The following is an 18,607-nucleotide window of genomic DNA, read 5'->3' as shown; positions in this document are numbered from 1 at the left end:
AGTCGTGGGTTGAGCCTGTGAGGGCAGTGGTATCGGGTTATCCCTGATGGTCACCAAGTGGGGCGAATTCTAGGAACTTTTCATACTCAGTCAAGTATATAAAATCTTTCTAACATTTAAAAAATATTATAAAGAAATCTTCTGTGTCTGTAATTCATCAGAGATTTCGTCCGAAAACAGGTCAACAGGTTGTCCAGCGCAAATAACGGCGAAAATAACGACTTCATGCCCGCATGGCTCACTTGTCGATTCAAGTGCCGCCATTTCTGCCTGTATGCCCATTTGGCAACACCGTGCTTTTAAAGTTTTAACTGTGACTTCTTCCAAGCCTTTCGACATCGCCGCCCTAGACCCATTGACCGCAGGGCTTTTCAATGCCCCGACTTCCAGTGAGCGAAGTGCCCGCTTGCGCGATTGGTTGCTGACCGAGCCTTCTGATGATTTGATGGCCGAGGTCTATCGCGAACTGTCGGGCCGAGACAAGGGCGTGGCCAAGTTGCTCAAAGAAAAACTCGACGAACTCAAGCGCCTGCATGGCCAGGAAGCCTTGGCCACCGAGTGGGCTCAAAAAGCCGAACAGTTGCTGCAAGCGCCGCGTCTGAACATGGCCGATGCGCTGGCCTGGCAGCGAGATGCCGCCAAAGCCGGAGCGCCGCTGTCGCGTGAACCCTTGGCGGGCCTCAAACATCGCTTGACCGAAGTGGTCAAGGGCGTGGAGGACCTGCAGCACCAGGTCATGGTGCAGCGCGAAGCAGCGGTGTTGCTGGCCCAGCGCATTGAGGTTCTGTCCACCAAATCGCTGGCCGAGGCCCTGGGCGGTCAAACCGGCTTGGAGGCCGATGTGGCGCAGTGGCAAAACCAGGCGCAGGCCCTGACACAGAGCAGCGTCTGGCCCAGCATAGAGCTGAAATACCCACCTCAATTGGACGCTGCGGGCAAGCAGCTGCAGGCGGTTTGGGACGGTTTTTCGGCCGCAGCGGCTTTGGCTGCTCTGGCCCAAACCGACGCCACAACCGCTTTGCCCCCAGTGCCCGTGTGGGCCGACGAGATCCTCCGCCTGCGAGGCGAATTCTCGCAACAAGTCGCTGCTGTGGCCCCGTCGGCCAAACCCGCCAAAACAGAGCATGCCGAAAAGGCGGTCAAACCCAAAATCGACCCCGCCCAGCGCCAGGCCTTGCGTGAGCAAGCCATGTTGGCTGTGACCCAAGCTTTGGTGGTGCTGGAAAAGCAACTGACCGAGAGCGAAGGTGCATCGCCTGCCGATGCTGCAGTCGCGTTGCGCAACGTGCTCAAGACCCACGGCAAGCAGTTGGACACCAGTCTGGATGAGCGCCTGCACAAGTCTTTGACGGCCGGCGGCGATGCCGAAGGCTGGCCACGCTGGCTGGCCGATCAGGTGCGCACCGACCTGGTTACTCAAGCCGAAGCCTTGCTCGACGCCAACAAAGTCCCCACCGTGGGTGGCCGAAAAATGCAAGACAAGTTGCGCCAATTGCGCGACGGCTGGAAGCAAATTGACCAGGGCGGCCTGCCCAACCACGCACTGTGGAAGCGTTTTGATGCCGCTTGCAACGAGGCCTACAAAGCCGTGCTGGCCTGGCTGGAGCAAATGAAAAAAGACTCGGCCGACCAACGTGCCCAACGGGTGGCGCTGATGGACGAGGTCAAGGCCTGGACCGAAGCGCATGCCCAAAGCGAGGACTGGCGTGCCCAGTTGCGCGCATTGCACCAGTTTGCCGATCGTTGGCGCAATGCCGGCCACTTGAGCGAGAAGGCCTTTGGCGAAATGCAGGGCCAGTGGAAAAGCATTTTCAAAGCCGCCGCAGCCCCCCTCGAAGCGGCACAAAAAGCCAGCATTGAGCGCCGCCAGGCGTTGATCAACGAGGCCCGCGAAGTGGGTGCAGCACCGGCCTTGCGTGTCGACGTCGTTAAAGCCTTGCAGCAACGCTGGCAAGTGGAGGCCCAGTCGGTGCCGCTGGACCGCAAGACCGAGCAAAAACTATGGGAAGTGTTCCGCGCCCCGCTGGACGAGGCCTTCCAACGCAAAGGCACAGACCGCCCTCAGCCTACAGGCCCTGTCAGTGCCCACGATCGTGCGGTTCTTGATGCCTCCAAAGCCTTGGATTTGGCCAACGCCAGTGGCGATGCGGCCAAAATCCGCGCGGCCATGGCCGCGCTTGACGCGGCTTTGCGTGGACAAGCCTTGCAGGCGCAAGCTGCCCAAACAACTCAGTCACCCCAGTCACCAGTCTCTTCAGCCACTTCAAGCACGGCGGCTTTGGTGCCCGCTCAAGCAGTGGCCAAGGCCCAAGGTGATGAAGCTTCAGCCGCTGCAGACGCAACCGCAGAGGTTCCAGCAGACGAACAAGCCAGTGACGCGGCAACTGCCGAAGCGGCGCAAGCTGGGCCTGATTCGGACAGCGTTCCTCCACAAGAGCCTGCGCCGGCCGTGGTTGCAGCCAAGCCCGCCAAACCTGTGGTGGCGGTGCGCGGCGACGATCGGCCTGGTCAAAAGCGTCCCGAAGCACCTGCTGGCCGCGATGGCCGCCCTGGCGAGCGCGGGGCGCGCCCCGGTGGCGACCGGGGTCCAGGTGCCAGCCGTTTTGGTGACCGAGGTGCTGAACGCGGGGGCGATCGCTTTGGCGACCGTGGACCGCGTGAAGACCGCGGTCCGCGCTTGGGTGATGCGGCTTTCCGCGCCCAACGCGATGCCATGGAGCGGGCCGAAATGTCCCTGCGCAAGCTGGCGGCACAAGCGCACGGCGAGACCCTGGGTCGTGTGATGACGGCTTGGCAAGCGCGCCAAGCCGAGGACTTGCCGACTGTGCAAGAGCTGGGCAAAGGCATCAATGCCGCCACCCGCCAAGCTTGGGCACAAGCCGTGAGCGCCGAGCCTAAAACCTCGGGTGCCACAGCCTTGCTGCGTTTGGAGATGGCGGCTGATGTGCCGTCGCCTGCTGACAAAATCAGCGATCGCCGCGCCCTGCAGTTGCAATTGCTGACCCAGCGCAATCAACCTGGCCCCAATGAAACCTGGGCCCAGGATGTGGCGCAGGTCCTGTCAGGCCCGCACGACGAACCCACCGCTCGGCGCTTGCAAAACGTGCTCAAGAACCTGTTGCGAAGCTGACAACCCGTGGTCGGACCTGAAGGCACCGCCCTACAAAATGTTGTGGGTGGTTGGCGTCAGGTCCAAACGGGTGAAATCACCGCCGCGCTGCATCCTGAACACCTGGGCCCGGGCGGGTGCGTGATCCAGCGACCAGTCGCTCAGCACATGCCTTTGCCCTGAGCCGAGTGGGTGGTCAGCAGGCTGGTGGGTGTGGCCATGCACCAGGCGATCGGCCCCGGCGGCATGGCACCAATTCAAGGCCATGAGCGCATCGGCATCGGCGTAGACCGCACCGCTTTGTTTTTGGGATTCGCTTTGCGCGCGCATGGCGCGTGCCAGCGCCATGCGTTCTTGAAGGGGTTTGGTCAAAAATTCGGTTTGCCAGTCGGCACTGCGCACCTGCTGGCGAAAGGCCTGGTAGGCGCTGTCGTCCAGGCACAGCGCATCGCCATGGCTGAGCAAAATGCGCTGCTCGCCCCAATGCAGCAAGCTGGGGTCGCTCAAAGCGTGCACGCCGCAATCGGACAAGAAGCGCGGCCCCACCAGAAAGTCCCGGTTGCCTTGCATGAAAGCCACATGCAAGCGTTGCGCGGTGTGGCGCAAGACCTGAGCGCAGCTTTGTAAAAATGGATCAGTTTCGGTGGCATCATCGCCCACCCAGACCTCAAACAGGTCACCCAGAATCAGCACCGCATCGGCCGGTGTGCTGGCCATGTAGTGTCGCCAGGCTTCGAAAGTGGCTGGCTCTGAGGCCTGCAGGTGCAGGTCCGAGATCAAGTCCACGGTTTGCCATGCCGCTGGCGCAGTCAGTCGACCGAGGGTCGGGGCTGTGGTGCGCGGGTCAGCGGACACGGCTCAATCGATCACAGTGCGACGGCTTTTTCGATGACGACGTCTTCTTTGGGCACGTCACCGTGGCCACCGCGGTTGCCGGTTTTCACGCCTTTGATCTGGTCGACCACTTCGGTGCCCTTGACCACTTTGCCAAACACGGCATAGCCCCAGCCTTGCATGGAGGGCGCGGTGTGGTTCAAAAAGTCGTTTTTGGCAACGTTGATGAAAAACTGCGACGAGGCCGAGTGGGGCGCCGAGGTGCGGGCCATGGCCACGGTGTACTCGTCGTTTTTCAGGCCGTTGTTGGCTTCGTTTTCGATGGTGGCATCGGTGGGCTTTTGTGTCATGCCGGGCTCAAAACCACCACCCTGGACCATGAAGCCGGGGATCACGCGGTGGAAAACCGTGTTGTCGTAATGGCCCTTGTTCACATAGGCCAGAAAATTTTCGGTCGACTTGGGGGCTTTTTCAGCGTCCAGTTCGAGGGTGATGACGCCGTAGCCGGTGATGTGCAGTTCGACTTGTGGGTTGCTCATGGTGTTACTTCAACAAAGTGATGGATTGGATGACAACCGGCGTGCGCGGAACATCGGTTGGGAAGGGGCCGCCTGCGCCGGTGGGCGTGTTGCGGATTTTTTGGACCACGTCCATGCCGGACGTGACTTTGCCAAAAACGGTGTAACCGAACAGTTGGGGGGCGTTCAGCAGTTGGGCTCGGGCCACATTTTCATAAACACGGCCTTGGTATTGAAATTTGGCGACCGGGTCACCGTCGGGGATCGGGGTGGGGTCAAGAAAGGCGTTGTCCACCACGTTGATGAAAAACTGCGCGGTGGCCGATTGCGGGTCGCTGGTGCGCGCCATGACCAGTGTGCCGGTGGTGTTTTTCAGGCCGCCAGCCAGTGCCTGGCGTCCCTCGTGTGGGACCGGTGCGCGGGTTTTCTTTTCTTTGAATTGGGCGTCGAAGCCACCGCCTTGCACCATGAAGCCGGCAATCACGCGGTGAAAAATCGTGCCCTCATAGTGTTTTTCGTTCACGTACTGCAAAAAGTTGGCGACGGTTTTGGGGGCCTTGTCGGCATACAGCTCGGCCTCGATGTCACCCATGGAGGTGCTGATCCGTACTTTGGGCGTGCTGGCGCTCGCAGCTGTGTTGGCGTTTTGCGCTTGTGCGGGCCAGGGGGCCAGCAAGCTCAGGCTCAGGGCCAGGGCGGCCCAGCGACGATGGTGGTTCAAGGTTGGCATGGGTTTAAGCATTGGGGGGTTGAGCGTTGGCGGGCAAGGAGGTCAGCAAGGCGACACTCGCAGAGGTTGGTTCAGGGGGTGCGCATCACCCGTTCGGCACCCTCTTGCTTGGTTTGCAAGCGGGTTGGGGTGGGTGTGACGAGCCGGGCCCGCGCGAAGGCGTGTGCGGCCATGGCCAGATGCAGATCACCCAGGTTTTCCAGGGCGAGCGCGTAATCAGGCCGCGCCCTGAGGGCCGCTTGCAAGGCGGCCAGCGCCTCGTCGTGGCGGTTTTCGCGCACCAGCAGGGCCGCCAGGTTGTTGTGCGGTTCGGGCAATTCGGGGAAAGACTGGGTCAGGGCGCGCAGCGTGTCCATGGCCGCCTGGGTTTGGCCCAGTCCGGTCTGGATATGGCTTTGCAGCAGGCGCATTTGCGGGTCGGTGGGCACGGTTTTCAGTCGGGCATCTGCCAGGGCCTGGGCTTGTGCCCATTGGCCGCTTTGGACCAAGGCGTTGACATCGTTGTACACGTCGGCCCGCACGCCCAGACTGCAAGTCCACAGGGTGCAAAAAGCCATCCAACCGAGCCAGTTTCGCATGCGTACCCAAAGAAATAAAAGGGAGTAAAAAAAGACGCACCCGAGCCGCAGGGGGGTGATGCAGGCCGGCTCAAAAAGAGCACCAGAGGCCTTGGCTCGGGGATATACTGATTGGTCATTGTAGCGGAGTCCCTGGCTGTTTTCCGCTTGCCGAAAGGTGCCGCCAGCCCCGTGCGAGCTGGTTTTTTGAGCCGATTTACCGCCGTCGTCTGAGCTGCCGTCACAGGTTCGCAGCGCCCAAGCGGCTTTTGTTGACTGCCTATTTTTCGATTTGACATGAGTTTGCGCATTTTCAACACGCTCAGCCGTGCTGTTTCCGAGTTTTCACCCGCCGAGCCTGGCCATGTGCGCATGTACGTCTGTGGCATGACGGTCTATGACCTGTGCCATCTGGGCCATGCCCGCTCGATGATCGCGTTTGATGTGGTGCAGCGCTGGCTCAAGGCCAGTGGCTACCAAGTCACCTATGTGCGCAATGTGACCGACATCGAAGACAAGATCATCAAACGCGCTTTGGACAACGGCGAAACCATCCGTCAACTGACGGACCGCATGATCGATGCGCTGCACCAGGACGCCGATGCGCTGGGCATTGAGCGCCCCCAACACGAGCCCCGAGCAACTGACTACGTACCCCAGATGCTCAGCATGATCGGCACGCTGGAGCAAAAAGGACTGGCCTACCGCGCAGGCAACGGCGATGTGAACTACTCGGTGCGCAAGTTTTCGGGCTACGGCAAGTTGTCGGGCAAGTCGCTGGACGAATTGAACGCCGGTGAGCGCGTGGCTGTGGAAACCGACAAGCAAGACCCGCTCGATTTTGTGCTTTGGAAGAGCGCCAAACCCACCGAGCCCGAAGACGTCAAATGGGCCAGCCCCTTTGGCACGGGCCGCCCTGGTTGGCACATTGAGTGCTCGGCCATGGCCTGTGCGCTGCTGGGCCAGACTTTTGACATCCATGGCGGCGGGGCCGATTTGCAGTTTCCGCACCACGAAAACGAGATCGCCCAAAGCGAAGGCGCCAACGGGCAGCCTCTGGCGCGCTTTTGGATGCACAACGGCTTCATCAATGTGGACAACGAGAAGATGTCCAAGAGCTTGGGCAACTTCTTCACCATCCGAGATGTGCTCAAAGAGTTTGACGCTGAGACCGTGCGCTTTTTCATCGTGCGCAGCCACTACCGCAGCTCGCTCAATTACAGCGATGTGCACCTGAACGACGCCAAAGGGGCCCTGAAGCGCCTGTACACCGCACTGCAAACTGTGCCGGCCGCTGACGTGGAGCTGGATTGGGCTGAACCCATGGCCGCGCGATTTAAGGCCGCCATGGACGAAGACTTTGGCACGCCCGAAGCGGTGGCCGTGTTGTTCGAATTGGCAAGCGAAGTCAACCGCAATGGCTCCGCCGAGCGTGCGGGTTTGCTCAAGGCTTTGGGGGGCTTGCTGGGTTTGCTGCAAACCGACCCCACGGTTTACTTGCAAGCGGGTGCAGGTTTGGACGATGCCGCCATTCAGACCCGGATCCAGGCCCGGGCAGACGCCAAAAAGGCCAAGAATTTTGCCGAGGCTGACCGCATCCGCAATGACTTGCTGGCCCAAGGTATTTTGTTGAAAGACTCGGCTGCTGGCACGACCTGGGAGTCGGTGCAATGACGCTCAGCTCAAGCCTTGAGGTGATCCCTGTCACGCCCGCTTACTGGGCTGAGGCGTGCGCGCACTTGGCCAAAAAAGACCGGGTCATGAAAAAGCTCATTCCCCAATTTGGTGATGCCATTCTGGAAACTCGGGGCGATGCTTTTGTCACCTTGGCGCGTTCCATCGTGGGCCAACAAATTTCGGTCAAGGCTGCACAGTCGGTGTGGGACCGTTTTGCGGCATTGCCCAAACGGATGTCGCCGGCTGCCGTGCTCAAGCTCAAGGTCGATGACATGCGGGCTGCGGGTTTGTCGGCGCGCAAAGTGGAGTACTTGGTCGATCTGGCGGTGCACTTCAGCTCGGGCGCGGTTCATGTGCAGGCCTGGCAAGAGATGGACGACGAGGTCATCGTCGATGAGCTGGTGGCGATCCGCGGCATTGGCCGCTGGACGGCAGAGATGTGTCTGATCTTTCACCTGCTCAGGCCCAATGTGTTGCCGCTCGATGATGTGGGTCTGATCAACGGCATCAGCCGCAACTATTTTTCGGGCGAGCCCGTCAGCCGCAGTGACGCGCGCGAGGTCGCGCAGGCCTGGAGCCCGTATTCGACCGTGGCAACTTGGTATATTTGGCGCTCGCTGGACCCCGTGCCGGTGGCGTATTGAGGGGCTGGACACCGCGTCCGCCCGGAACCTGAACAGAGGAGTCAAACTTGGCCAAAAAAACATTTCTCGACTTTGAGCAACCTGTTGCCGAACTCGAAGCCAAGATCGAAGAGCTGCGCTATGTGCAGACCGAATCGGCGGTGGACATCACCCTCGAAATTGATCAGCTGAGTAAGAAAAGCCAGCAACTGACCAAAGACATTTACAGCGACCTGACCCCTTGGCAGGTCACCAAAATCTCGCGTCACCCAGAGCGGCCTTACACGCTGGATTACATCCACGGCATCTTCACCGACTTTGTGGAGATGCACGGTGACCGCCACTTTGCCGATGACCTGTCCATCGTGGGCGGTTTGGCCCGATTCAATGGCCAGGCCTGCATGGTGCTGGGCCAACAAAAAGGGCGCGACACCAAAGAGCGCACTTTGCGCAACTTTGGCATGAGCAAGCCCGAAGGCTACCGCAAAGCCCTGCGCCTCATGAAAACGGCCGAAAAATTCAAGCTGCCCGTCTTCACATTCGTCGACACGCCTGGCGCCTACCCTGGTATCGACGCCGAAGAGCGCGGCCAGTCCGAAGCCATTGGCCGCAACATTTTCGAGATGGCCCAGCTTGAGGTGCCCATCATCACCACCATCATTGGCGAAGGCGGCTCTGGCGGCGCCTTGGCCATTTCGGTGGCCGATCAGGTGCTGATGCTGCAGTATTCGGTTTACTCGGTCATCAGCCCCGAAGGTTGTGCCTCTATACTTTGGAAAACCAGCGAAAAAGCCGAGATCGCAGCCGATGCCCTGGGCATCACCGCGCACCGCCTGAAGGCCTTGGGCCTGGTCGACAAAATCGTCAATGAGCCTGTGGGCGGCGCCCACCGCGATACCGACCAAATGGTCTCCTTCCTCAAGCGCGCTTTGGGTGATGCCTGGCGTCAGCTGGCCGACCTCAAACCCAAAGAGCTGCTCGAGCGCCGCCACGAGCGCCTGAACAGCTACGGGCGTTTCACCGACACCAAAGCGGGCAAATAAAAACTGCTGGTGATTCAGGCTTCACGCATGGCCTTCACACCGTTGCTGCCCATCGAACAGGCCTTGGCTGATTTCAGCCCGGGCCTTCCTTTTGCGGTGGCCTTCAGCGGTGGGGCAGACTCCACGGCTTTGCTGCTGGCCTGTGCCCGCCGCTGGCCTGGGCAGCTGAGGGCGGTGCACATTCACCACGGCTTGCAAGTCGCGGCTGACGCTTTTGAAGCGCATTGCCGTGCGCTGTGTCAACAAATGAACGTGCCTTTGGCCGTGAGAAGGGTGCAGGCAGGCCATGCCCCGGGTCAAAGCCCCGAAGACGCTGCCCGCAAAGCACGTTATGCGGCCCTGGCCGAAACGGTGCCAAGCGAGTGGCCCGAGGTGCACGACATTGCGCTGGCCCAGCATGCCGACGATCAAGTGGAGACTTTGTTGATCGCCTTGTCACGTGGTGCAGGCTTGCCCGGCTTGGCCAGCATGCCCTCTCATTGGCAGCGGCAGGGTCTCGATTGGCATCGGCCTTTTTTGTCGGTGCCCAGCGCGGCCTTGCGCGAGTGGCTGCAAAGCCAAGGCCATGGCTGGGTCGAAGACCCCAGCAACACCGACGAAAGCTTCACCCGCAACCGCATCCGCGCCCGCGTGATGCCCGCCTTGGCCGAAGCCTTGCCCGCTTTTCGTGAAACCTTTGCCCGCAGTGCCAAGCATGCCGCGCAGGCGCAAGAGGTTTTGAACGAGGTGGCCGCGCAAGAACTGGCAGACATCGGTGTGCCGCCCCGTCTCGAGGCTTTGCAGCGCTTGAGCCGAGCCCGCCAGGCAATGGTGCTGCGCCATTGGTTGCGGCTGCAGCACGCCACCACGCCCAGTTCAGCGCAACTGAACGCGCTGCTGGACCAGCTGACCGCGTGCACCACCCGTGGCCATCGGATCCATTTGAAGGTGGGCATGGGCTTTGTGCAGCGCGATGGCCAGCATCTGAGCTGGCAAGCCGCCTGACGCATCCACCTGAGTAAGCTCATTGAACCGACAAGTTTGCGGCGGTTTGGGGGCGACGCGGGTCAAGAAAGTGTCAGCCTGGTGGGTACAATCGACTGGCTTTGCCTGTGACAAACCAGTGGCACGTCATGGCAATCCTTGACGATGGGACATTGACAGAGCACATTCGCAATTTTTTTATATTCATCACTTCACATGGCTTTGATTGTTCACAAATACGGCGGCACCTCGATGGGCTCGACCGAGCGCATCCGCAATGTCGCCAAGCGCGTGGCCAAATGGGCGCGCGCTGGCCACCAGATCGTGGTGGTCCCCAGCGCCATGAGCGGCGAAACCAACCGTTTGCTCGGCTTGGCCAAAGAACTGACCCCCGCCAAACCCGGCAATGATTACAGCCGCGAACTCGATATGCTGGCATCGACCGGCGAGCAAGCTTCGTCGGCCCTGCTGGCCATTGCCCTGCAATCCGAAGGCCAGCCCTCGGTCAGCTATGCAGGTTGGCAAGTGGCCATCAAAACCAACAGCGCTTTCACCAAGGCGCGCATCGAATCGATCGACGACGAGCGCGTGCGCGGCGACCTGAAGGCGGGCAAAGTGGTCATCATCACGGGCTTTCAGGGCGTCGACAACGAGGGCAACATCACCACGCTGGGTCGCGGCGGTTCGGACACTTCGGCCGTGGCCGTGGCTGCCGCGATGAAAGCCGATGAATGCCTGATCTTCACCGACGTGGACGGTGTCTACACCACCGACCCTCGTGTGGTGCCCGAAGCGCGCCGCCTGAAGACTGTGAGCTTTGAAGAAATGCTCGAGATGGCGTCGCTCGGCTCCAAGGTCTTGCAAATCCGCTCGGTCGAATTTGCAGGCAAGTACAAAGTGCCCATGCGCGTGCTGTCCAGCTTCACGCCTTGGGACATCGACATCCACGAAGAAGCCGCATCCGGCACCCTGATCACTTTTGAGGAAGACGAACAAATGGAACAAGCCGTCGTTTCAGGCATCGCATTCAACCGCGACGAAGCCAAAATCTCCGTGGTGGGCGTGCCCGACAAGCCGGGTATTGCGTACCAAATTCTGGGCGCCGTGGCCGATGCCAACATCGAAGTGGATGTGATCATCCAGAACCTGAGCAAAGACGGTAAAACCGACTTCAGCTTCACCGTGCACCGCAACGACTACGCCAAGACCATCGACTTGCTCAAGGAAAAAGTACTGCCTTCATTGGGCGCAGCTGAAGTCATGGGCGACGCCAAAATCTGCAAGGTCTCCATCGTGGGCATTGGCATGCGCAGCCATGTGGGCGTGGCCAGCAAGATGTTCCGCAGCTTGAGCGAAGAGGGCATCAACATTCAGATGATCTCGACTTCCGAAATCAAGACATCGGTGGTGATCGACGAGAAATACATGGAATTGGCTGTACGCGCCCTGCACAAAGCCTTCGACCTGGACCAAGCCTGAGTTATAATTAAATTCACTGGAAACGTGACCGAGTGGCCGAAGGTGCTCCCCTGCTAAGGGAGTATGGGGTGTAGAGCCTCATCGAGGGTTCGAATCCCTCCGTTTCCGCCAGATACCCTTTTTCCTTGTTTCATGCGGCCTTCGGGCCGCTTTTTGTTGCCTACCTGCCACCTGTTGCAGATTTGACCAGGTGTGCCGGAAACCGATGAACAGCTAGTTGCTGAGAAATCAAGTGGCTGTAAGGGTTACTGGGCACCTCCCCTGGTTAACCAAGAAAGGTAGTGCTGGTCAAAACAAGTTTCGGCGTCAACGAGTTATTCAAACAAACTTGTCAATCCGGTTTACAAAGCGATCGCTTGCAACGCACGGTTAGCTGTTTCTTGCAGGCAAGCGTGCAAAGCGGCATCGGCAATACTGGTCGGTCGGCTGCTGTGCGTGAACGCCGAGAGCCGCAATGGCAAGCGCTCAGTCAGGCGAAAGCAGGCAATGCCGCGCCCTACCTGCTCAGCAGCTGTGAATGGATCGACGATGGCAGCTGCAAGACCCTGACGTGCGAAACCAGCTGCGGCGGCGTAGGTATCTACCAGAGCAGCGGGGCTGTTGTTTCGCGCGTAGGAGCCGATGCGTTCACCGACTGGATCGCCCGGATAGTAGCCAACACTGGGGCGCGAACAATATACGTCCGGCGTCAGCGGCTTGTCCGGGGCAAACCAATCTGATGGTGCAATGCAGACCAGCTCGGCGTCGATGAGCGTCGTCCGCGTGATCGCAGGATGGTGGCCGAAATCAAAGTCCACACCTATATCGGCCTGCTTCAGCAGCAAAGCGGGGACAAGATCCTGAGAATGCCGAGCACGGATCTCAATACCCGTGAGAATGCCCCGCTCCCGCAGGCTGACCACGATACGTGGCATGAGGAACTGAGCCAACGCAGGCAAAGTGGCGATGCGCAGGTGCCCGCCGTCCCCCGTCTTCAAATGCTGCGTGAGTGTACGCAAGGCGGCAAGCTGCGGCGGGATCTTGGCTACCTCCTCATACAGAGCGTAGGCTTCAGCAGTAGCCTCAAGGCGACCGTGCACGCGTTGGAACAACAGGAACCCGAGCTCATCCTCAACCATTTTTAGGGCCTTGCTGACAGCCGGCGGGCTGACGAACAAAAGGCGCGCCGCACCTGCCACAGAGCCCGCGCTCATCAGTGCGTTAAATACTTCAATGTGCTTCAGGCGCATTTCGAAAACCCAGGAAGGAAATGCAAACATATTAACCTTAGGTTAATGACTATGGAAATAAATTCATTTTCTTTATCGGTGATAGGCAAGTAAATTCACTTCGTGAAAAAACAAAAGATATGCATCGTTGGAAGCGGACTAGTCGGTCTGTTTACCGCTTGGCAACTTCAAGCTGAAGGGCATGAGGTAACTGTGGTTGAGCGCAGGCATGGGCCTAGCCTTGGCACAAGCTACGCCAACGGGGCACAACTCTCTTACAGCTATGTAGCCCCGTTAGCTGAACCGTCAGCCCTGCTGAAACTGCCCGGTTGGCTCGGCAAGCGGGACGGCCCTTTGCGCTTTCGCCCGCGCATGTCGATTGATTTGTGGCGCTGGTGCTTCGCTTTCGCGTCCAGGTGCACCTCGGGTCATGCCCGTCAAACCACCGTGGATTTGCTGACACTCGGATTCCTTTCGCGCAAATTGCTGCACGCCATGATGGCGGACGGCGCGCCGGTGCAGCAACTGGCCTATCGTCAAAACGGCAAGTTGGTGGTGTTTCGAGACGCTGCCGCGCTGGCTGGCGCCGAGGCGCAGATGCAATACCAGAGCACATTGGGATGCGAACAACGACGGGTCTCGCCAACACAATGCGTTGAAATTGACCCAGCGTTGGCCGACTTGGCGCCTCGCCTTGTCGGCGGCATCTACACGCCATCAGAAGATGTCATCGACAATTACGCCCTAGCCTTGCATCTGGCGAAAGAAATCACCGGGCGCGGAGGCTGCGTGCGTTATGGCGAAACTGTGCAGGGTTTCGATATAAGCGGCGACCGCTTACAGTCCGCGCGCACCGATCATGGCGAAATCACAGCTGACCAGTTTGTGGTCGCTGGTGGTCTGGAAAGTCGGGAACTCTTTGCCAAGTTGGGGGTACGCGTCCCGATTTTGGGGCTGCGGGGTTACTCGATCACCCTTGATTGCTCGGGAGGTGTGGCGCCCGACGTGTCAGTCACCGACAGCCATCACAAAATCGTTTTCGCACGTATTGGAGAACGCCTGCGCGTGGCCGGTATGGTTGACATTGGTTCGGAGGCCGCCGACATCCCTGCCGATCGCCTGAAAACCCTGATTGCCCAGGCCATAGACACTTTCCCGCAAGCTGGCAATTACGACCAGGCGTCGGCTTGGGCTGGGGTGCGTCCGGCAACGCCCTCAGGTCGACCCATCATTGACCAAGTCTGTTACGCAAATCTTTACGCCAATATGGGGCACGGTGCATTGGGGCTCACGCTTGCTGCCGGCAGTGCCGCCTTGCTGGCAGACCGTATCGCCGGGCGTCAGAGTGCCATCGACCCATCGCCCTTTACTTTGGCCAAGGCCTGAGTTTTGTTGATCGCCAACAACATCCTTTTCATTCCACCAACCTTAGGAGACTCACAGTGAAAAAACGTACCTTAATCGCCACTGCGCTAACAGCCATCACGCTGTTTTCTGTGGCACCGGCCTCGGCACAACAAAATGCCAAGTTCATCACGATCGGAACCGGGGGCATCACCGGGGTGTACTACCCCCTCGGTGGGGCGATCTGTCGTTTTGTAAACCAAAACCGCAAGGACCATGGCATGCGGTGCACGGTCGAATCCACTGGTGGCTCGGTTTTTAACGTTAACGCCCTGGCCGCTGGCGACATTGAGGTTGGATTCACACAGTCGGACGTTCAATACCAAGCGATGAAGGGCGAGGGGGGGTTCAAGGATAAATCCCAACCGAAGCTGCGTGCTCTGTTTTCCTTGTATCCCGAACTCTTCACTCTGGTGGCTCGTCAAGACGCCAAGATCACCAAGTTTGAAGACATCAAAGGCAAGCGCGTCAATCTTGCTGACCCTGGCTCCGGGACACGGGCGACCATGGAACTGCTGATGAAAGAGTACGGCATCAAGGCGGCAGACCTCAAACTGGCGACCGAATTGAAACCCTCGGAAGCACCGTCAGCACTGTGTGACAACAAGATCGACGCCTACGTCTTCATTGCCGGTCACCCAAGTGCCAACTTCCAAGAAGCCGCAACAACCTGTGCCAGCAACATTGCCACGGTTTCCGGCCCCGTTGTTGACAAACTCGTCAAAGCCAACTCTTACTACACAAAGGCCAGCGTACCCGCGAAGATGTACAAAGGCACAGACAACGAGCAGGAAACGTTCGGCATGATGGCCACGGTCGTCGTGAGCGCAGACCTTCCCGAATCGAACGCCTATGCCATTACCAAGGCGGTGTTCGATAACTTCGAAGATTTCAAGAAGCTGCATCCTGCAATGGCACGTGCCACCAAGGAACAAGCCCTCGTCGGCAACTCCGTGCCATTTCACCCAGGTGCTGCGAAGTACTTCAAGGAAAAAGGCTTGATGAAATAACAAGCCTTGCGGCGTAGGCCCACCTTCAATAAACCCTACGCCGCTTGACCTCATCAAGGAAAATCACCATGAGCGCAATCAATACCGATGGATCAACCGTCAAGAATGAACTGATTGAAAAGGTCATTGCGTCAGAAACAGGGGGGCGTGTTGATCGCGTAGTGCCCGGCATGCGAAAAATCATCACGGGCACCGCCATTGCATGGTCCTTGTTTCAGTTATGGATTTCTTCCCCGCTTCCTTTTGCCATTGGTGTGGGCGTCATCAATGACAATATTCAACGCTCGATCCACCTTGCTTTTGGTGTTTTTCTGGTTTTCTTGTGCTACCCTCGCGCCGCGAGTTCGCCGCGTGACCGTGTACCGCTGTCTGACTGGATCTGGGCACTCTTGGGAGCCTTCTGTGCCGCTTACCTGGCAATGTTTTATGGCGAACTGGCTGGGCGGCCCGGGCGGCCCACTGCGCTCGACATCACCGTTTCTACGCTCGGTCTTTTGACCCTGCTTGAAGCGACACGGCGCGCATTGGGTTGGCCCATGACCATCATGGCGCTGATTTTTATCGGATACATGTTCCTCGGTCCATGGATGCCGGAGATGATTGCCCACAAGGGTGCCTCGCTTTCGCGTGCCGCTTCGCACCAATGGCTGACCACGGAGGGTGTTTTTGGAGTCGCACTCGGGGTCTCGACGAGCTTCGTATTTCTGTATGTGCTTTTTGGCGCCATGCTCGATCGCGTCGGTGCCGGTAACTACATGACGCGTGTCGCCTTCTCGCTGCTGGGACATATGCGCGGTGGTCCAGCGAAGGCGGCGGTCGTCTCATCCGGTCTCAACGGCATTATTTCCGGCTCTTCGGTGGCCAATGTGCTGACCGGTGGCAACGTCACCATCATGCTGATGAAGCGCGTGGGCTATACGCCCGTCAAAGCCGGTGCAATTGAAGTGGCCTCGTCATCAAACGGCCAGATCATGCCCCCCGTTATGGGCGCTGCTGCCTTCCTGATGGTCGAGTATCTGAACATACCTTATGGCGAGCTGATCCGCCATGCTTTTCTGCCAGCCGTTCTCGCCTACATCTCGCTGTTGTTCATCGTTCACATTGAAGCGCTCAAGGCCGGAATGCAGGGCATACCGCGCCCTCCGTCGCCCTTGCGGGATCGCATCATCAACTGGTCGATGGCGGTTGCTGGTGTGGTGCTTGTCATGCAGGTCGGCCTGTGGCTGACGGAACTCCTGCCCTCGCTGTTTGGTGAGGCCGCATCACTGGTCGCCGCTGTGCTGCTGGTCGCTGTCTTTGCCGGCTTGGTCAAGCTTTCAGCCAAATACCCTGAAGAAAGTGGCGAGATTAGCGTCGAAGAGGCCGCCAACCTGCCTCCCGCGAGGCCTACCGTCCTCGGTGGGCTCTATTTCATCGTGCCGATCTGGATTCTCATCTGGAACCTGATGGTGCTGGAGCAATCGCCGGCATTGGCCGCTTTCTGGGCCTGCACCTTCACAATGGTGATGCTCTTCATTGAGCGCCCCCTTGTGGCCTGGGCACGCGGGCGCACCACTACGGGAACTTGGCGACAGGGATGGGAGGACCTCTTGTTCAGTCTCGATGCTGGGGCACGCAACATGATCGGCATTGCCATCGCCACGGGGACGGCTGGCATCATTGTTGGTGTTGTCAGCCTCACAGGCATCGGACAAGTACTGGCCGATCTTGTTGAAGCACTCTCCTTTGGGTCACTTGCAGGTGTTCTGATTCTGACCGCTGTGTTCTCGCTCATACTCGGTATGGGCTTGCCGACCACGGCCAACTACATCGTCGTCTCGACCCTCTTGGCACCCGTGATCATCTCCCTCGCAGCTTCGCACGGCCTAGAGATTCCGCTCATTGCCGTGCACTTGTTTGTGTTCTATTTCGGCATCATGGCCGATTCCACCCCGCCGGTAGCGCTGGCTGCCTATGCGGCAGCGGGACTCTCCGGCGCCGATCCGCTGAAGACAGGCATACAGGGCTTCATCTACGAAATCCGAACAGCCATCCTGCCTTTCATGTTCGTCTTCAACACTGAACTGCTGCTGATCGGAGTCGACAACCCCCTGCACATCGCATGGGTGGCCTTGACAGCACTTTTGGCCTGCGCCGCCTTCGCTTCTCTGACCCAGGGCTGGGGATTCGTCAAAAATCGGCCATGGGAAATGCTTTTCCTGCTGATTGCGACCCTCATCATATTGCGACCAGACATCGTTCGTGACCGGTTCTATCCGCCGTTCAGTCTGCACAGCGTCGACGAGGTTGTGCAATTAGCCAACACCCAACCGGCAGATAAGCCGCTCAGATTGCGCATCAAAACCGACAAGGACGGGCAAAGCCTTGAACGCACCTTTGCATTGAAGCGCCCAGAAGGTGCGAAAGGAGATGCCCTGACAAGCGTGGGGCTCGTCGTCGAAAAACAGAGTGACCGCATCACGATCGTCGACATTGCGATTGACAGTGCCGCGGAGAAAGCACGCCTTGACATCGCCGAAAAAAATCAAATCATCGGCATCGAGACACGCAACGAGCAACCGTGGAAGGGGTGGTTTGCCATGCCTGGTCTGTTGTTGATAGCTGCTGTTGTAGTGGCGCAGCGGCGCCGACTGTCCGCCCAAAAAACCTCTTGAAAAGCAAAGCACGAATCCACACTCCATCACTTTAATCAGTAGTATCACAATGATAAAAGCAGATGAAAAGCAGGAACATATTTAGTAGAGCTTTTGTAAAACTCGCACACCACTTTTTAGCCACGCTGACAGGACCTTTGGAAAACCCACTACGGCGATTCAGCATAGGATGATGGCTGGCATCTATTCGTTCTGAATTTGAACGGATTGATGTTCGAATCCCCGACCCCACCAAAAAAAGGGGGTCAGAAAACTGAGCAAGTTATTTATACAAACCTTTCTGGGCCGCCAAGACTATTTCGAACTGATTCCAAGTCGTTCGAACAATTTACAACCCGTTCGGGGCCTATTTGGGTGCTCTCCTAGAACACCTTACGGATCAGACAGGCTTCTTCATAGGCCTCAATGTCTTTGAGCCGGTACAGCACTTTCCCCACGATCTTCAAGTACTGCGGGCCCTCGCCGACGGTGCGCCAGCGCTGAAGGCGTGCGACTGAACACACCCAACGATCGGCGAGCATTATTTCGGTCAGTAGCTCGCGTGTAGGTTCGGCCGGGACCTCTGGAACCAACAGTTTGGGCTCGAACTTGGGTTCGTTGGCTGCGGTTTTGGCGATGCCACTGGACAGGGCGTCCAGGACGTCACCCATTTTTTCAGCCTCTCAATGACTGGTGTTCTGCAGTTCCGGCAGGCCGTTATTTTTTGCTTTTGAAGCGCGCGATGGCCTCTTTCAAATCTCTAAATTCTTCGCAAGAGAAAACACAGGCTTTGTCCAAGCGCGCCAACATCTGTTCGGC

General features: G+C 58.6%; 15 protein-coding genes and 1 tRNA gene. 10 read left to right on the top strand and 6 right to left on the bottom strand.

The genetic code is table 11. The features are described 5' to 3' along the window. Positions 1-274: 274 nt before the first annotated feature. Complete coding sequence (locus ACIQ47_RS09565; RefSeq protein WP_396437915.1) at positions 275-3,130, top strand: DUF349 domain-containing protein; 2,856 nt, start codon at positions 275-277, stop codon at positions 3,128-3,130. A 30-nt stretch (positions 3,131-3,160) separates the two neighbouring features. On the opposite strand, the gene ACIQ47_RS09560 is transcribed toward ACIQ47_RS09565, so the two are convergent. The 4 genes from ACIQ47_RS09560 to ACIQ47_RS09545 all read right to left on the bottom strand — a co-directional run bounded on the left by ACIQ47_RS09560 (position 3,161) and on the right by ACIQ47_RS09545 (position 5,769). Further along, positions 3,161-3,964 (bottom strand): UDP-2,3-diacylglucosamine diphosphatase, encoded by an 804-nt coding sequence (locus tag ACIQ47_RS09560; RefSeq protein WP_396437914.1) that lies wholly within the window; start codon positions 3,962-3,964, stop codon positions 3,161-3,163. Positions 3,965-3,975: 11 nt separating this feature from the next. Beyond that, positions 3,976-4,482, bottom strand: coding sequence for a peptidylprolyl isomerase (locus ACIQ47_RS09555; protein WP_396437913.1), 507 nt, complete (start codon positions 4,480-4,482; stop codon positions 3,976-3,978). A 4-nt stretch (positions 4,483-4,486) separates the two neighbouring features. After that, a complete protein-coding gene (locus ACIQ47_RS09550; protein ID WP_396437912.1) occupies positions 4,487-5,191 on the bottom strand; it encodes a peptidylprolyl isomerase in 705 nt (234 codons plus the stop codon). A 71-nt stretch (positions 5,192-5,262) separates the two neighbouring features. Then, entirely contained in the window at positions 5,263-5,769 is a 507-nt protein-coding gene (locus ACIQ47_RS09545) for a tetratricopeptide repeat protein (RefSeq protein ID WP_396437911.1), read from the bottom strand. A gap of 276 nt (positions 5,770-6,045) precedes the next feature. Between ACIQ47_RS09545 and cysS the strand changes: the two genes are divergently transcribed. The 6 genes from cysS to ACIQ47_RS09515 all read left to right on the top strand — a co-directional run bounded on the left by cysS (position 6,046) and on the right by ACIQ47_RS09515 (position 11,644). Then, positions 6,046-7,422 (top strand): cysteine--tRNA ligase, encoded by a 1,377-nt coding sequence (gene cysS / locus ACIQ47_RS09540; protein WP_396437910.1) that lies wholly within the window; start codon positions 6,046-6,048, stop codon positions 7,420-7,422. Further along, positions 7,419-8,069, top strand: coding sequence for a DNA-3-methyladenine glycosylase family protein (locus ACIQ47_RS09535; RefSeq protein WP_396437909.1), 651 nt, complete (start codon positions 7,419-7,421; stop codon positions 8,067-8,069). The genes cysS and ACIQ47_RS09535 overlap by 4 nt, the downstream gene beginning before the upstream one ends. Before the next feature lie 47 nt (positions 8,070-8,116). Then, entirely contained in the window at positions 8,117-9,091 is a 975-nt protein-coding gene (locus ACIQ47_RS09530) for an acetyl-CoA carboxylase carboxyltransferase subunit alpha (protein WP_108353885.1), read from the top strand. A gap of 27 nt (positions 9,092-9,118) precedes the next feature. Beyond that, a complete protein-coding gene (gene tilS, locus ACIQ47_RS09525) occupies positions 9,119-10,075 on the top strand; it encodes a tRNA lysidine(34) synthetase TilS (protein WP_396437908.1) in 957 nt (318 codons plus the stop codon). A 195-nt stretch (positions 10,076-10,270) separates the two neighbouring features. Continuing rightward, on the top strand, positions 10,271-11,533 hold the full coding sequence (locus ACIQ47_RS09520) for an aspartate kinase (RefSeq protein WP_396437907.1): 1,263 nt from the start codon (positions 10,271-10,273) through the stop codon (positions 11,531-11,533). Positions 11,534-11,551: 18 nt separating this feature from the next. Continuing rightward, positions 11,552-11,644: transfer RNA gene (locus tag ACIQ47_RS09515), tRNA-Ser, on the top strand. A gap of 230 nt (positions 11,645-11,874) precedes the next feature. On the opposite strand, the gene ACIQ47_RS09510 is transcribed toward ACIQ47_RS09515, so the two are convergent. Then, positions 11,875-12,792, bottom strand: a complete 918-nt coding sequence (locus ACIQ47_RS09510) for a LysR family transcriptional regulator (protein ID WP_396437906.1) — start codon at positions 12,790-12,792, stop codon at positions 11,875-11,877. Between the two features lie 72 nt (positions 12,793-12,864). Here ACIQ47_RS09510 and ACIQ47_RS09505 point away from each other — a divergent pair, with 72 nt between their 5' ends. From ACIQ47_RS09505 to ACIQ47_RS09495, 3 genes are all read left to right on the top strand, one after another. Next, positions 12,865-14,127: a D-amino acid dehydrogenase gene (locus ACIQ47_RS09505; RefSeq protein WP_396437905.1), complete on the top strand. Its 1,263-nt coding sequence runs from the start codon at positions 12,865-12,867 to the stop codon at positions 14,125-14,127. Between the two features lie 56 nt (positions 14,128-14,183). Then, entirely contained in the window at positions 14,184-15,155 is a 972-nt protein-coding gene (locus ACIQ47_RS09500) for a TAXI family TRAP transporter solute-binding subunit (RefSeq protein ID WP_396437904.1), read from the top strand. Between the two features lie 68 nt (positions 15,156-15,223). Next, on the top strand, positions 15,224-17,809 hold the full coding sequence (locus tag ACIQ47_RS09495) for a TRAP transporter fused permease subunit (RefSeq protein ID WP_396437903.1): 2,586 nt from the start codon (positions 15,224-15,226) through the stop codon (positions 17,807-17,809). Between the two features lie 362 nt (positions 17,810-18,171). Here the strand turns inward: ACIQ47_RS09495 and ACIQ47_RS09490 are convergent, their stop codons facing one another. Next, positions 18,172-18,459, bottom strand: coding sequence for a hypothetical protein (locus ACIQ47_RS09490; RefSeq protein WP_396437902.1), 288 nt, complete (start codon positions 18,457-18,459; stop codon positions 18,172-18,174). Positions 18,460-18,607: the final 148 nt, after the last annotated feature.

Source organism: Limnohabitans sp. (assembly GCF_044373035.1).
Lineage (GTDB): Bacteria > Pseudomonadota > Gammaproteobacteria > Burkholderiales > Burkholderiaceae_C > Limnohabitans_A.
Note: the sequence above shows the minus strand (reverse complement) of the source record. Positions and strands in the feature narration are given on the sequence as shown.